The sequence below is a fragment of the Burkholderia sp. Bp8963 genome, from assembly GCF_003854275.1.
GTDB lineage: Bacteria > Pseudomonadota > Gammaproteobacteria > Burkholderiales > Burkholderiaceae > Burkholderia.
This window is the reverse complement of sequence record NZ_QTQP01000025.1, coordinates 103,470-116,787: the sequence shown is the minus strand read 5'-3', so window position 1 is coordinate 116,787 and position 13,318 is coordinate 103,470. Positions and strand designations below refer to the sequence as shown.

The 13,318-nt window shown below is 65.1% G+C and carries 16 protein-coding genes; 11 read left to right on the top strand and 5 right to left on the bottom strand.

Annotated elements, in window-relative coordinates; translation table 11 throughout:
- The 3 genes from DID96_RS21485 to DID96_RS21475 form a co-directional block, all read left to right on the top strand.
- Window positions 1-434 (top strand): SDR family oxidoreductase (locus DID96_RS21485; protein WP_124601274.1); only part of this gene is annotated, 434 nt, incomplete at its 5' end.
- Window positions 431-1,648, top strand: a complete 1,218-nt coding sequence (locus tag DID96_RS21480; RefSeq protein ID WP_185732317.1) for a patatin-like phospholipase family protein — start codon at window positions 431-433, stop codon at window positions 1,646-1,648. The genes DID96_RS21485 and DID96_RS21480, both read left to right, overlap by 4 nt.
- A gap of 60 nt (window positions 1,649-1,708) precedes the next feature.
- Window positions 1,709-2,173, top strand: coding sequence for a hypothetical protein (locus DID96_RS21475; RefSeq protein WP_124601273.1), 465 nt, complete (start codon window positions 1,709-1,711; stop codon window positions 2,171-2,173).
- Here DID96_RS21475 and DID96_RS21470 read toward each other — a convergent pair.
- On the bottom strand, window positions 2,161-3,294 hold the full coding sequence (locus DID96_RS21470) for a sugar phosphate isomerase/epimerase (RefSeq protein WP_221624595.1): 1,134 nt from the start codon (window positions 3,292-3,294) through the stop codon (window positions 2,161-2,163). The two genes, DID96_RS21475 and DID96_RS21470, sit on opposite strands and share 13 nt — an antisense overlap.
- Window positions 3,284-4,030 (bottom strand): UTRA domain-containing protein, encoded by a 747-nt coding sequence (locus tag DID96_RS21465; RefSeq protein WP_124601272.1) that lies wholly within the window; start codon window positions 4,028-4,030, stop codon window positions 3,284-3,286. The genes DID96_RS21470 and DID96_RS21465 overlap by 11 nt, the downstream gene beginning before the upstream one ends.
- Before the next feature lie 215 nt (window positions 4,031-4,245).
- On the opposite strand from DID96_RS21465, the gene DID96_RS21460 reads away from it, so the two are divergent.
- The 5 genes from DID96_RS21460 (at window position 4,246) to DID96_RS21440 (ending at window position 8,771) form a co-directional block, all read left to right on the top strand.
- A complete protein-coding gene (locus DID96_RS21460) occupies window positions 4,246-5,304 on the top strand; it encodes an ABC transporter substrate-binding protein (protein WP_124601271.1) in 1,059 nt (352 codons plus the stop codon).
- A gap of 110 nt (window positions 5,305-5,414) precedes the next feature.
- The gene (locus DID96_RS21455) at window positions 5,415-6,305 is read left to right on the top strand and encodes an ABC transporter permease subunit (protein WP_260463969.1); all 891 of its coding nucleotides are present in this window, start codon (window positions 5,415-5,417) and stop codon (window positions 6,303-6,305) included.
- Window positions 6,295-7,077, top strand: coding sequence for an ABC transporter permease (locus DID96_RS21450; protein WP_124601270.1), 783 nt, complete (start codon window positions 6,295-6,297; stop codon window positions 7,075-7,077). The genes DID96_RS21455 and DID96_RS21450 overlap by 11 nt, the downstream gene beginning before the upstream one ends.
- 8 nt (window positions 7,078-7,085) lie before the next feature.
- Window positions 7,086-8,102 (top strand): ABC transporter ATP-binding protein, encoded by a 1,017-nt coding sequence (locus DID96_RS21445; RefSeq protein ID WP_124601269.1) that lies wholly within the window; start codon window positions 7,086-7,088, stop codon window positions 8,100-8,102.
- Window positions 8,103-8,771: an HAD family phosphatase gene (locus tag DID96_RS21440; protein ID WP_124601268.1), complete on the top strand. Its 669-nt coding sequence runs from the start codon at window positions 8,103-8,105 to the stop codon at window positions 8,769-8,771.
- Between the two features lie 214 nt (window positions 8,772-8,985).
- Here the strand turns inward: DID96_RS21440 and DID96_RS21435 are convergent, their stop codons facing one another.
- Complete coding sequence (locus DID96_RS21435) at window positions 8,986-9,909, bottom strand: LysR substrate-binding domain-containing protein (protein ID WP_185732316.1); 924 nt, start codon at window positions 9,907-9,909, stop codon at window positions 8,986-8,988.
- Window positions 9,910-10,161: 252 nt separating this feature from the next.
- Here DID96_RS21435 and DID96_RS21430 point away from each other — a divergent pair, with 252 nt between their 5' ends.
- A complete protein-coding gene (locus DID96_RS21430; protein ID WP_124601266.1) occupies window positions 10,162-11,247 on the top strand; it encodes a tartrate dehydrogenase in 1,086 nt (361 codons plus the stop codon).
- Between the two features lie 295 nt (window positions 11,248-11,542).
- Here DID96_RS21430 and DID96_RS21425 read toward each other — a convergent pair whose 3' ends face one another.
- Window positions 11,543-12,022, bottom strand: coding sequence for a nuclear transport factor 2 family protein (locus DID96_RS21425; protein ID WP_124601265.1), 480 nt, complete (start codon window positions 12,020-12,022; stop codon window positions 11,543-11,545).
- Window positions 12,023-12,070: 48 nt separating this feature from the next.
- Window positions 12,071-12,685: a TetR/AcrR family transcriptional regulator gene (locus DID96_RS21420; RefSeq protein ID WP_124601264.1), complete on the bottom strand. Its 615-nt coding sequence runs from the start codon at window positions 12,683-12,685 to the stop codon at window positions 12,071-12,073.
- 91 nt (window positions 12,686-12,776) lie between these two features.
- Between DID96_RS21420 and DID96_RS39000 the strand changes: the two genes are divergently transcribed.
- Both DID96_RS39000 and DID96_RS21415 read left to right on the top strand, forming a co-directional pair.
- The gene (locus DID96_RS39000; protein WP_260463968.1) at window positions 12,777-12,908 is read left to right on the top strand and encodes a hypothetical protein; all 132 of its coding nucleotides are present in this window, start codon (window positions 12,777-12,779) and stop codon (window positions 12,906-12,908) included.
- 52 nt (window positions 12,909-12,960) lie between these two features.
- Window positions 12,961-13,251, top strand: a complete 291-nt coding sequence (locus tag DID96_RS21415; protein ID WP_124601263.1) for a hypothetical protein — start codon at window positions 12,961-12,963, stop codon at window positions 13,249-13,251.
- Window positions 13,252-13,318: the final 67 nt, after the last annotated feature.

Genomic DNA, 13,318 nt, shown 5'->3' with positions numbered 1-13,318 from the left:
CGTTCCTGACGACGAAGGCCGCGCTCAAGCACATGTACAAGGACGATCGCGGCGGTGTCGTGATCTACATGGGCTCGGTGCACTCGCACGAAGCGTCGCCGCTGAAGTCGGCCTACGTGACCGCGAAGCACGGGCTGCTCGGCCTCGCGCGCGTGCTGGCGAAGGAGGGCGCGAAGCACAACGTGCGTTCGCACGTGGTGTGTCCGGGCTTCGTGCGCACGCCGCTCGTCGACAAGCAGATTCCGGAACAGGCGAAGGAGCTCGGCATCAGCGAAGAGGAAGTGGTAAAGAAGGTGATGCTCGGCAACACGGTCGACGGCGTGTTCACGACGGTGCAGGACGTCGCGCAGACGGTGCTGTTCCTGTCGGCGTTCCCGAGCGCCGCGCTGACCGGCCAGTCGTTCGTCGTCAGCCACGGCTGGTTCATGCAATGAAGCCGCACGCCCGCACCGAAAAGCAGGCCGTCGATGCGGCGGACCTGCATCACGAGGCCGGCGCGCCGGCCCCCGCGCGCACGCTGCCCTACGAGACGATCGCGCTCGTGCTGCAGGGTGGCGGCGCGCTCGGCGCGTATCAGGCCGGCGTGTTCGAAGGCTTGCACGAGGCGGGCATCCCGCTCGACTGGATCGCGGGCATCTCGATCGGCGCGCTCAACACCGCGCTGATCGCCGGCAACGCGCCCGAGCATCGCGTCGAGCGGCTGCGCCAGTTCTGGGAAACGATCTGCCAGCCGGCATTCTTTCCTGCGATACCGGCCGCGTTCGAATTTGCGCTGTTCAACAGCATCGACCAGATCCGCACGTTCTTCACCGCGTCGCAGGCCGCCAGCGCGATGATGCAGGGCCAGCAGGGCTTCTTCGCGCCGCGCTTCCCGCCGCCGCTGCCGGGCATCTCCGATCATCCGGAGAAGGTCAGCTGGTACGACACGTCCGCGCTGCGCGCGACACTGCTGAAGCTGTGCGATTTCGACCGGATCAACTCGGGCGAGACGCGCGTGTCGGTCGGCGCGGTCAACGTCGGCACCGGCAACTTCGTGTACTTCGACAACACGCACACGCGCCTTGAGCCGGAGCACTTCATGGCGTCGGGCGCGCTGCCGCCCGCGTTCCCGCCGGTCGAAATCGAAGGCGAGTACTACTGGGATGGCGGCGTCGTGTCGAACACGCCGCTGATGGAAGTGCTGCGCGCGCGTCCGCGCCGCGACACGCTCGCGTTCCAGGTCGACCTGTGGAGCGCGCGCGGGCCGCTGCCGCGCACGATGGCTGACGTTGCCGAGCGCACGAAGGATGTCCAGTATTCGAGCCGCACGCGTTTCGTCACCGACACGCTGCAGCGCGAACAGCGATATCGCAACATCCTGCGGCAGGTGCTCGACCAGGTGCCGGAAGAGCAGCGCAAGACCGACCCGTGGTGCATCGAGGCGGATGCGATGTCGTGCGGCAAGAAGTACAACATCCAGCACCTGATCTACCAGCAGAAGGCCTACGAGCATCACTACAAGGACTATCAGTTCGGTCTGTCGACGATGCGCGACCACTGGTCCGCAGGTCTGTCGGACATCCGCAAGACGCTCGCCGTCAAGGACGGCCTCGCGTTGCCCACGAACGACTCGGGCTTCGTGACGCACGACATCCACCGCAAGCGGTGACGTCGTGCAAGACGGCCCGGCGCGATGCCTGCGCCGGTCCGTTCCTTTTCTGATTCCGACATGCCGATATTCATTGCCCTGTTCGCGCTCATCGCTCTCGTGTGGGGCGCGATTCATACGTTTCACGTCATCGCCGCCCAGTTCGGCCAGCCGGTCGCCGTGACCGCCGCGGCAGTCGCCGCCGCGCTGCTGATCGCGCTCGTTGCCTGGTGGATCAAGCGCCGCCGCGACATCGCGCCGAACACGAAGGAAGAAGGCTGGACCCACGTCGTGCATCGCGCGTGGGGCGAGCTGCGCGTGTCCGCGACGCAAGGGCTGCTGTGGCTGTCGCACGATGGCGACGACGGCCGCTATACGCTGTCGCAACTCGACGGCTGCCAGGCCGCGCCGATCGGTGGGCGCTGGCATCTCGTCGTGCGTGTCCGCGATGCGTCGCGCAGCGAATGGAAGCTGCCGATGACGGACAAGAACGACGCGCTGCGCTGGGCGCGCGTGCTGATGCTGGCGAGGGATCAGCGGCTGTGAGGCGACGCGCGCAGCGCGCACTCCGCCAGCACCCTCAACTCCCGCAGCATCCCGCGCACATAGGCAATCTGGTTGATCGCCCAACGCTCCTCCCCGTCCATCATCTGTTCGACGGTATAACCCGCGGGTAGCGGCGTATCGCTCATCGCGCGGTACGGAATGAACGGGTCCGGCTCTTCGTCGATCAGCCGGAATGCCGGCGCGGGATAGTGGTTTTCCTGCTCAAGGGCGAAGGCGATCACTTGCGGCGCGTCCTCCCCCAGCATCAACAGTTCGAACAGCATCCGCGCGCCGGGCAGCGCATCGTCGGCACTGCCTTGCAGCACGCCGTAATGGCCGAATCCTCGCGCTTCCGGCACGATGCGCACGCCCTTCATGTGGACCTGACGGATGTGCGGTGCCAACGTCCGCAACGCCTGCAGCGGCGCTTCACCGGCGTTGATCATGTTGCCGAAGTCGAACAGCGCATTGACGCGCGGGTGATCGACGCGACGCAGCAGCGCCGCGATCTCCGCGCTCTTGAGTTCTTCGTGCTGTTCGAAATCGACGTGCAAATCACAGCGGTCCGCCAGTTGCGCGATGTAGCGCAGATCGGCCTCGATCCGGTCCATGACGGCAGACAGCCGGCCCTCGTAGCGTGCGTAGACCCGCAGGTTGCGCACCGCCATGACCTGAGCGATCCGTGCCGCTTCATCGACGTCGACGCGCGCCGTGCTGCTGATCTCCAGGTGGACCGCCAAGCCGAGCGTCTCGGCACGGCGCGCGACTATGCGCAATTCGTCATCGCTCATCCGGCTCAGGCTGCGCGCTTCCCCGTCCAGCAGATGAATGCATACGCCGTCGAGTTCGTGGCGCCACGCAAAATCGAGCAGGTCGATCGGCCGATAGCGTCCGTGCGTCAGGTTGGTCAGCAATGGATACGCGTGGCCGAACAGCCGCACGCTGTCGAGCCGCTGCAGCAGTCTCGCGGCCAGGTCCCACGTGAGACCGCGAACAGGCCAACGAGATGGCTCTTGCACGTTGTGGCTCAACAGCGCGTCGAACCGGTTCTGAATCGCTTGCATGGAATGAGGCATGTGATTGCTCGATGACGTGGCGCGTTCGGGGCGCTCATGCCGCATCTTCTACGCCCAATGGTTGTTCCGCCTGACTGTCGACCGAAATGCGCACCGCGTCGTGGCGCCAGTATTCGTGGTCGCAGTCGACGAGCATGCCATGCTGGTCGTAATTGACCCTCGCGATCATCAGGATCGGGCTGCCCGGCGTGACGTTCAAGTGCTGCGCGACCTCGCCGCGCGCGGCCGATGGATAGATCTCGAAGCGCGAACGGGAAAAATGCAGGTCGTAGTGCCGCATGTAGGTCAGCGTCAGCGATTTCGACAGGTCGCGCTCCAGGATGTTGGGGAAACGCTCCGGCTTCAGGAAATGCTCGACATACGACACCGCCCGGCCGTCGAGGTAGCGCAGGCGGCAGATCTGGTATAGGCGAGTCAGCGGCGCCAATTCCATTTCCCTGCACAGCACCGGGCTCGCGACCACCTGGCTGGTCGCAACCACGCGGGTTTCCACCTCGCGCTTCTGCAGCGTGACCATCCGCTGGAAATAGGTGCGATAGAGCGGGTTGTAGTTCAGCCGCGGGTAAGCCACGAACCAGCCGCGCCGCTCCTCGCGATAGATCAGTCCTTCCGCCTCGAGAGCCAGCAGCGCATCCTTCAGCGTGATTCGGGTGGTGTCGAACAGCTCGCACAGCTCGCGCTCGGACGGCAACTTCATGCCGGGCGTGAGCAGGCCGCTGTCGATCTGGCCGGCCAGCGCCTGGCGGATCTGCGTGATCTGGGTAGGAGGACGATCGCTCATCTCAGGACTAGTCCAATTGTCGTTCTTCGAGACCAGTCTTTTTGCCAAAGCATGATGACGGCCGTGTGACATCCGCGAAATCGCGCAAATTTACCGCATAAAGACCGATGAAATACTCGATCTTCCGGACTCCAAACCGGAGCGCGACCGCCCGGACGCAAAACTGACACATTCGGCCTCTACTATTCGCGCTGTTTTTTTGACTAGTCCAGAGGATGATTACCGTGCGAACCCTGATTGCCGGCTGCATGGCTGGCGCCTTGACACTGACCGTCGCTACCGCGTTTGCGCAGAACACCGACAACCTGATCGTCGCCGCGAAGAAGGAAGGTGCGGTCAACAGCCTCGGCATGCCTGCCGACTGGGCCAACTGGCAGGACACGTGGGCGCAACTGACCCAGAAATACGGCCTGAAGCACCAGGACACCGACCTGAGCTCGGCCGAGGAAATCGCCAAGTTTGAAACCGAGAAGAACAACGCGAGCGGCGACATCGGCGACGTCGGCTATACCTTTGCGCCGGTGGCGGTGCAAAAGGGCGTCACGCAGCCGTACAAGCCGACGACGTGGAATCAGATCCCCGCGTGGGCGAAAGACAAGGACGGCCAATGGCTGGTGTCGTATACCGGCACCATTGCGTTCATCGTCAACAACAAGCTCGTGAAGAACCCGCCGAAGACCTGGGCCGACCTGCTCAAGGGCAAGTACAAGGTCGCGCTCGGTGACGTGAGCACCTCCGCGCGCGCGAGCAGCGCGGTGCTCGCCGCCGCATATGCGCTGGGCGGCAACGAGAAGAACCTGAAACCGGCGCTCGACCTGTTCGCGCAACTGGCGAAGCAGGGCCGCCTGACGCTGAACGACCCGAACATCGCGAACCTGGAAAAGGGCGAAGTGGAAGTCGGCATCCAGTGGGACTTCAATGCGCTCGCCTACCGCGACAAGATCGATCGTTCGCGCTTCGACGTGTCGATTCCGCAGGACGGTTCGCTAACCTACGGTTACTCGACGATCATCAACAAGTACGCGAAGCACCCGAACGCAGCGATGCTCGCGCGTGAGTACATCCTGAGCGATGCCGGCCAGGTCAACCTGGCGCGTGGCTATGCGCGTCCGATCCGCGCGGAAGTCAGGATTCCGCAGGATATCGCCGCCAAGCTGCTGCCGGCTGCGCAATACCGCGTCGCGAGGCCGATCGGCGATATCGCCGCCTGGGAAAACACGCAGAAGCAGCTGCCGCGCCAGTGGCAGGAGCAGGTGATCGTCAACATGCAATAAGCACGCGCCGCATGTCAGGGGGCGTCGCTGCCCGACGGCGACGCCGCCCCGACGCGGCAGACGGCCCGCTCGCCTCGGCGTTCGTGTGGCCTCTCGACACCACCGATCCAATGAAAACTTCCCTCTCTTCGCCGCTAACGATGCGCGTCGGCGCCCCGCCTGCCCGTTCACGTCGCCTGCGCTACTGGCGCTCGGCACTCCTGCTCATGCCGACGCTCGCGCTGCTGGGCCTGTTCTGCGTCGCGCCGATGGGCTGGGTGCTCGCGCACAGCGTGACGGGCGAGCATGGCCTGTCGCTCGAGCATTTCCGGGCCATTCTGGGCTCACCGTTCTACCGCCAGGCGTTCGACAACAGCCTGCGCCTCTCGCTCCATTCGAGCGTCATTGCGCTGCTGATCACACTGCTCGGCGCCGTGTCGCTGCGCCGCGTCGACAGCCGGCTGAGAAACGTGGTGATCGCGCTCACCAATATGACGAGCAACCTGTCCGGCGTGCCGCTGGCGTTCGCGTTCATCATCCTGATCGGCACCAACGGCGCGCTCACGCTTCTATTGCGCGAGTGGGGCTTGCTGCAGGACTTTCATCTGTATTCGCGCAACGGACTGATCCTGCTTTACACGTATTTCCAGTTGCCGCTCGGCTTGCTCCTCCTGTATCCGGCGCTCGATGCGCTCGACGATCAGTGGCAGGAGGCCGCCGCGCTGCTCGGTGCAACGCGCTGGGCGTACTGGCGGCACATCGCGCTGCCGGTGCTCGCGCCGGCGTTGCTGGGCACCTTCATCCTGCTGCTAGCCAATGCAATGGGCGCATATGCGACCGCCTTTGCGCTGACCTCGGGCAACGTCAACCTCGTGACCGTGCGCATTGCGAGCCTCGTGTCCGGCAACCTCGATCTGCAGCCGGACCTGGCCGCCGCGCTGTCGGTGCTGCTCGTTGCGTTGCTCGCGCTCATCGCCGCCGTCAACCAATGGCTATTGAAGAGGAGCTACCATGCGCGCTGATCGCCTCCATCGCTGTGTCGTTGCGCTGCTGAGCCTCCTGCTCACGTTGCCGATCCTGGCGACACTGCTCTACTCGCTGTCGACGCGATGGGAAGCGTCGATCCTGCCCGAAGGACTGACGCTCGACTGGCACCTGCAGCTCTGGCACGACGCGAGATTCCTGACTGCGTTTGCCCATTCGTTGCTGATTTGCGCGGGCACGCTGTTGCTCGCCACGCTCGTGATCGTGCCCGCGGCATTCGTCGTGTTCTACCGCTTCCCGCGCGCCGACCGCTGGATGAACGTGCTGATCCTGACGCCGTTCTCGATGCCGCCGGTCGTCGCGTCGGTCGGTCTGCTGCAGCTGTTCGCCGACGGATCGGTGCAGATCGTCGGCACGCCGTGGATCCTGATCGGCAGCTACTTCACGATCGCGTTGCCTTTCATGTACCGCGCACTCGCCGACAGCCTGCGCGGACTCGATGTCGCCGGCCTGATGGACGCCGCCTGCCTGCTCGGCGCGAGCACGCCGCGCGCGTTCATGCAGGTGATTCTGCCGAATCTGCGCAAAGCGCTGATGGCGTCGCTGTTCCTGTCGTTCTCGCTTCTGTTCGGCGAATTCGTGTTCGCCAACATGCTGGTCGGTGCACGCTACGAAACGCTGCAGGTCTATCTGTACAGCCTGAATGCGCGCAGTGGCCACTTCACCAGCGCGCTGGTGATGAATTACTTCCTGTGCACACTCGTGTTGACCTGGCTGGCCAATCGGCTCGGCCGCTCAAACAACAAATAGGTTTCCTTATGGATTTTGTGGAAATTGACGGTCTGACCAAGCGCTATGGCGCGACAACCGTATTCGAGGACATCCGGCTCGGTCTCCGGCAAGGCGAATTCGTCACGCTGCTCGGGCCGAGCGGCTGCGGCAAATCCACGCTGCTGCGCTGTCTGGCAGGCCTGACCGACGCGGACGCCGGCTGCATCCGCGTCGACGGCCAGGACATCACGGCACTGGCGCCGCAACGGCGCGGCATCGGGATGGTGTTCCAGAGCTACGCGCTGTTTCCGAATATGACAGTCGCGGAGAACATCGCGTTCGGTCTCAAGATGCGCAAGCGCCCGGCCGACGAAACCGCGCGGCGCGTGGCCGATGCGATCCGGCTCGTCGAACTGGGCGGCATGGAGGCCCGCTATCCGCACGAGCTGTCCGGGGGACAGCGCCAACGTGTGGCACTTGCGCGCGCGCTCGTGGTGGAGCCGCGCATCCTGCTGCTCGACGAGCCGCTTTCGGCGCTCGACGCGCGCATCCGCCGCAACCTGCGCGAACAGATCCGCGACATTCAGCAGCGGCTGGGCCTGACCACGGTATTCGTCACGCACGATCAGGAAGAAGCGCTCACGCTATCGGACCGCATCTTCGTGATGAACCACGGACGCATCGTGCAGGAAGGCACGGCCGAGACCGTCTATACGCGTCCTGCCAACGCGTTCGTCGCTCGCTTCATGGGCAGCTACAACCTGTTGTCGCCGTCTGAAGCGGCCCGGCTGCTCGGGATCGAACTGACCGGCCATCTCGCGATCCGGCCGGAATCGATCCACCTTTGCGAGCCGGATGCACGCCATCCCGCCCATCCGGACGCGCCGTTGCCGGCGGTCATCCGCAGCCATCAACTGCTCGGCAACATCATCCGCTACCAGGTCGAGGCCGACGGCGTCAGCTTGCAGGTCGACCACCTGAACCGCGGCGTCGACGATCTGCTGCCGGCCGGACGTGCGGTCGCGCTGTCGATCGACCGCCAGCAAGTTCGCGAGGTGCATTAAATGGCGCTCGCGATCTTCGACATGGACGACACGCTGGTCGACGGCGACAGTTCGCATCTCTGGCTGCGTTTCCAGGTCGAGCACGGCCTGGCGCCGGCCGACATGCTGCCGCGCGAAGCCGAACTGCTGCGTGCTTACTATGCTGGCACACTGGCAATGGAAGACTATATGGATTACACGCTGACGCCGCTGCGCGGCCTCACGCGTGACGACGTCGAACCGTGGGTCGACCGCTTCATCGAGGCTGTGATCGTGCCGCGCGTCTTCCCGCTCGCGCTGCGTCAGCTCGCACACCATCGCGCGCGCGGCGACCGCGTGCTGGTCATTTCGGCGTCGGGCGAGCATCTGGTCGCGCCGATCGCGCGGCGGCTGGGCGTGGCCGACACCATCGGCATCGAACTGGAGGTGGCGGATGGCGTCTATAGCGGCCGGACCCGCGGCGTGCTGAGTTATCGCGAGGGCAAGGTCACGCGACTGCACGCATGGCTCGAGCGGCACGGCGAAACACTGGACGGGAGCTATGGCTATAGCGATTCGCTCAACGACATTCCACTGCTGCAAGCCGTGCATCATCCGAGCGTCGTGAATCCGGACGACACGCTGCGCCGGGAGGCCCAGCGCAGGCAATGGACCGAACTTGCCTGGCGGCAGGTGTTGACGGAGTCCTGACGCTGCCGGGCGGCGCAATGCATGACGAAGCCTGCATCGCCGCTTTGCTCGGCATGCCCGCCGAAAACGATCGGAGCGTCCTTTTTCGTCCTTTTTCGTCCTTTTTCGTCCTGCCTCGTTCCGCCTCGTTCCGTTTCGCCCTATTCCGCGGACCGGAACGGCGCGCCTGCCGGTGCCTGCACATGCCCCCGAAAAAGCTCACCTTTGCGCCGCATCACGCGGCGCCGTCGCGTGCCGCCTCATCCAGACGCGCGAACGCATCCACGAAAAAGTCGACACACACGCGTACTTTCGCCGACGTCGCGACGCGTTCAGGATAGACGGCCCAGATGTTCGCCGGCTGCGTCGCGTCCGGCAGCACGCGACACAGTGCGCCGCTCGCGATCAACGGCCCGGCTTCCCAGATCGAACGCAGCACGATCCCGCGCCCGGCAAGCGCCCATTGCACCGCGACTTCGCCGTGATTCGTCGACAGCGCGCCGCCAACCTTCACGGTTGACGTCTCGCCGCGCACGTTCAGCCGCCACACGCCGAGCGGATGATCGCGCTCCTTGATCGCGAGGCATTCGTGCGACGACAGTTCCGCAAGCGAGCGGGGTGTGCCGCGCCGCGCGAGATAGTCGGGCGACGCGCACAGCACCCGGTAATTTGCCGCGAGCCGGCGCGCGATCAGGTGATCGGCGATCTCGTCGCCGATCCGGATGTCGAGGTCGAACCCTTCGCCCGCGACGTCGACGAGCCGGTCGAACAGATCGAGCCGGACGTTCAGCTGCGGATGGCGTTCAGTGAAGTCGAGCAGCGCGGGCGCGACGACGTGCCGGCCGAAACCGAAGCTGCTCGAGATGCGCAGCGTGCCGCGCGGCACCGTGCGCGCTGTCGACACGTCATCGACGAGATGATCGACGTCGTCGAGTATCTTCTCGGCGCGCGCAAGCACGCGTTCGCCGGCTTCCGTCACCGTGATGCGGCGCGTCGAGCGATGCAGCAGCCGCGTGCCGAGTTGCGCCTCGAGCAACGCGATACGCTTGCTGACGTACGCCGGCGACACGGCAAGCTGCTCGGCCGCCGCGCTGAAGCTCGTCAGGCGGACGACGATGCTGAACACGCGCAGGTCGTCCAGGTTCGGCGATTTGTTCACGATTCGTGGAAAGTCGATTAACGTTTCAGGCGATTTTAATCCGGATGGAAATAAATAAAATGCCATCGAACGCCGCCGGGCGCGGGCCGCGACGGCGAGACCCGCCCTGAAACTTCGCATCGAATCAGCGCGCGAAGCACGGGGCCGAAACAAGCGCCAGAGCGCCAAGTCTGGCCGACCGCGAAGCATGGGACCATGCGTAAGCGCCGGAGCGCTAGCGCTGGCCGACATCTGATAGAGAGGAGCACTCGCATGACCGACAAGATCTACACCATCGCCGTCATCCCCGGCGACGGCATCGGCCGTGAAGTGATGCCGGAAGGCCTGCGCGCGCTCGACGCCGTGACGGCCCGCTTCGGCATCCGCTTCGAATACAAACACATCGACTGGGCGAGCTGCGACTACTACGCGCAGCACGGCCGGATGATGCCCGACGACTGGAAGGCGCAGCTTGCCGGCGTGGACGCGATCCTGTTCGGCGCAGTCGGCTGGCCCGCCACGGTGCCGGATCACATCTCGCTGTGGGGTTCGCTGCTGAAATTCCGCCGCGAATTCGACCAGTACATCAACCTCCGTCCCGCGCGCCTGTTCGACGGCGTGCCGTCGCCGCTCGCCGGCCGCCGCGCGGGCGACATCGACTTCATGATCGTGCGCGAGAACACCGAGGGCGAATACTCGTCGGTCGGCGGCACGATGTTCGAGGGCACCGACCGCGAAGTGGTGATGCAGCAATCGATCTTCACGCGGCACGGCACCGAGCGCGTGCTGAAGTTCGCGTTCGAGCTCGCGCAGCGGCGCGCGAAACGCCTGACCGTCGCGACGAAGAGCAACGGCATCGCGATCAGCATGCCGTGGTGGGATGCGCGTGCCGCCGAGATGGCCGAGCGCTATCCGGACATCGTCTGGGACAAGCAGCACATCGACATCCTGTGCGCACGCTTCGTGCTGCAGCCGGACCGCTTCGACGTCGTCGTCGCGTCGAACCTGTTCGGCGACATCCTGTCGGATCTCGGCCCGGCATGTACCGGCACGATCGGTATCGCGCCATCGGCGAACCTCAATCCTGACCGCACGTTTCCGTCGCTGTTCGAGCCTGTGCACGGCTCCGCGCCCGACATCACCGGGCAATTCATCGCGAACCCGATCGCGATGGTCTGGTCGGCCGCGATGATGCTCGACTTCGTCGGCAACGGTGCGGGCCGCGAGCGCGAAGCGCACGATGCGATCGTCGCCGCGATCGAGGACGTGCTACGCACGGGGCCACGGACGCGCGATCTCGGCGGCAGCGCAGGCACCGTGGAAGTGGGTGAGGCGATCGCGAAGCGCATTGCGGGGTGAGCTCGTTCGTCAGCGACGGGGCGCGCAACGCGTTCCGTTGCGCGTGAGGTGACGCGATCTACGTGTCGAATCGCACGGCACGTGCGACGACGCGCAGGCGATGCTCATCGGTGAAGTGCACGACATGTCGATGCGCACCGTGGCAACGCTCTGGGGGTTCCCGAAAAAGCTCACCGTGCTCGAATCCACGCTCCCGAATTTCCTCACCGTTCGGTTGCGGCGCTGCTTCCGGCCTGGATTCCTGCACGGTGCGCGACGGCACCTGGATGCCGTCGCCGTCGTCGGATCGATGCGCTTACAGACCGAGATCGGACAGCCCGGGGTGATCGTCCGGACGACGGCCGAGCGGCCAGTGAAAGAGCCGGTCCGCCTCGCGGATCGGCAGGTCGTTGATGCTCGCGTGGCGATGCGCCATCAGGCCGTTTTCGTCGAACTCCCAGTTCTCGTTGCCGTACGAGCGAAACCAGTTGCCGGCATCGTCATGCCATTCGTACGCAAAGCGCACCGCGATGCGGTTGCCACCGAACGCCCACAGTTCCTTGATCAACCGGTAATCGAGCTCGCGCGCCCATTTCCGCTGCAACAGCCCGACGATTTCGTCGCGGCCGGTCACGAACTCCGCGCGATTGCGCCAACGGCTTTGCGGCGTATAGGCGAGCGACACGCGCTGCGGATCGCGCGTATTCCACCCGTCCTCGGCTGCGCGGACTTTCTGGCGCGCGGTATCGAGCGTAAACGGCGGGACGGGCGGACGGACTTCGGCTGATTCGGACATCGCATTCTCCAGTTCAGGGTTTGGCCGCGCGAAAGCGCGGCAGCTTTGCTACGTCGGCGACCGCGACGCGGCGTCGAGCAACAGTTCGGCGGTGGCGCGCGCATCGCGCGCGGCAGTCGCGTCGCCGCTCACGAGCGCCACGCCGATCGCGCCATCGATCAGGACCAGCCACTGACGTGCGACGCGTGCAACCGCGCGCCGGTCGATCCCGTCATCACCGGCCAGCGCGTCGAGCCGCTCGCGCACGAACGCGAGCAATCGCGCCTTGTGCGCACGTGCGACCACACGCACCGGATCATTGGCGTCGGCAATCTCGCCGGCTGTGTTCAGGAACGCGCAGCCGTGAAAATCGGGCTGCCGGAACCAGTCGCGCAACACGTCGAACATCCCGAGCAGTTGCGCGCGCGGCGTCTTGCCTCGGGCGAGCGTTGCATCGACGAACCACTGCATCCAGCGTGCGTCGCGCCGCTCGAGCGCAGCGACCACCAATGCCTCTTTCGATTCGAAGTGCGAATAAAAGCTTTTGCGCGCGGCGCCCGAGCGCTTCACGATCGCGTCGACGCCCGTCGCGCGGATGCCGCCCGAATAGATCAGCGCTTCCGCCGCATCGAGCAGCCGCTCGCGCACGCCCGGCTCGGCAGCAATGTCGTCATGTGTGTTCATGCGTATACGGTAGAACGATCGTTCTCCGCCGTCAAGGATCTCGGGTGAAAGACCACGCCGGGACAAGGGCGTTGCGGGCGTTGCCGATCGAATGCCGCGCACCGCGATCGCCGCCGCGCGCGGGTTCGCGCTCGGCACGCAGTATCCCGAGCCGCTCGGTGCGCTGGGGTTCAACTCGGCTTGCTGGAAAGCGGGCGAAGCAGGGAAGCGGATGGCGGCGTGAACCAGAACGACTGTGTTCGTGCGCCGAAGATGTGAATGGCGAGGAGCCAACCGTGATCGCAGTTTTTGCGCGAGCCTCACCGATCAACCTGGCGACGCGCGTCGAGGTGCGCATCTGCGATCCGAAAATGTGCTCCCGAATCTCCTCACCTTTCGCGACGAATGACGTGACGGGTGAGATGCGCGACGGCGGGCGTGAGATCGCGAGCGGAGATGGCGTGCGCGACAGTGAGTCGGGAGATGTCCCGGACATCACCGACGAATGCGGTCAACGACGTGCTGGCGGCAAACGCGCCCGGCCGAAGAGCCGGGCGCGCCGCGCTTTGAAACTGACGTTGTATTGACACTGACCTTGAGAAGCGGCGCGCGGCACGCAGCAAACGGCAATCGCTACGTGCCGTCGTGCGTCAC

Excerpts from the sequence above, each read along its gene's own strand:
- DID96_RS21480 (WP_185732317.1), top strand. The coding sequence starts at position 431 with ATGAAGCCGCACGCCCGCACCGAAAAGCAGGCCGTCGATGCGGCGGAC.
- DID96_RS21475 (WP_124601273.1), top strand. The coding sequence starts at position 1,709 with ATGCCGATATTCATTGCCCTGTTCGCGCTCATCGCTCTCGTGTGGGGC.
- DID96_RS21470 (WP_221624595.1), bottom strand. The coding sequence starts at position 3,294 with ATGCGGCATGAGCGCCCCGAACGCGCCACGTCATCGAGCAATCACATG.
- DID96_RS21465 (WP_124601272.1), bottom strand. The coding sequence starts at position 4,030 with ATGAGCGATCGTCCTCCTACCCAGATCACGCAGATCCGCCAGGCGCTG.
- DID96_RS21460 (WP_124601271.1), top strand. The coding sequence starts at position 4,246 with ATGATTACCGTGCGAACCCTGATTGCCGGCTGCATGGCTGGCGCCTTG.
- DID96_RS21455 (WP_260463969.1), top strand. The coding sequence starts at position 5,415 with ATGAAAACTTCCCTCTCTTCGCCGCTAACGATGCGCGTCGGCGCCCCG.
- DID96_RS21450 (WP_124601270.1), top strand. The coding sequence starts at position 6,295 with ATGCGCGCTGATCGCCTCCATCGCTGTGTCGTTGCGCTGCTGAGCCTC.
- DID96_RS21445 (WP_124601269.1), top strand. The coding sequence starts at position 7,086 with ATGGATTTTGTGGAAATTGACGGTCTGACCAAGCGCTATGGCGCGACA.
- DID96_RS21440 (WP_124601268.1), top strand. The coding sequence starts at position 8,103 with ATGGCGCTCGCGATCTTCGACATGGACGACACGCTGGTCGACGGCGAC.
- DID96_RS21430 (WP_124601266.1), top strand. The coding sequence starts at position 10,162 with ATGACCGACAAGATCTACACCATCGCCGTCATCCCCGGCGACGGCATC.
- DID96_RS21425 (WP_124601265.1), bottom strand. The coding sequence starts at position 12,022 with ATGTCCGAATCAGCCGAAGTCCGTCCGCCCGTCCCGCCGTTTACGCTC.
- DID96_RS21420 (WP_124601264.1), bottom strand. The coding sequence starts at position 12,685 with ATGAACACACATGACGACATTGCTGCCGAGCCGGGCGTGCGCGAGCGG.
- DID96_RS39000 (WP_260463968.1), top strand. The coding sequence starts at position 12,777 with ATGCCGCGCACCGCGATCGCCGCCGCGCGCGGGTTCGCGCTCGGCACG.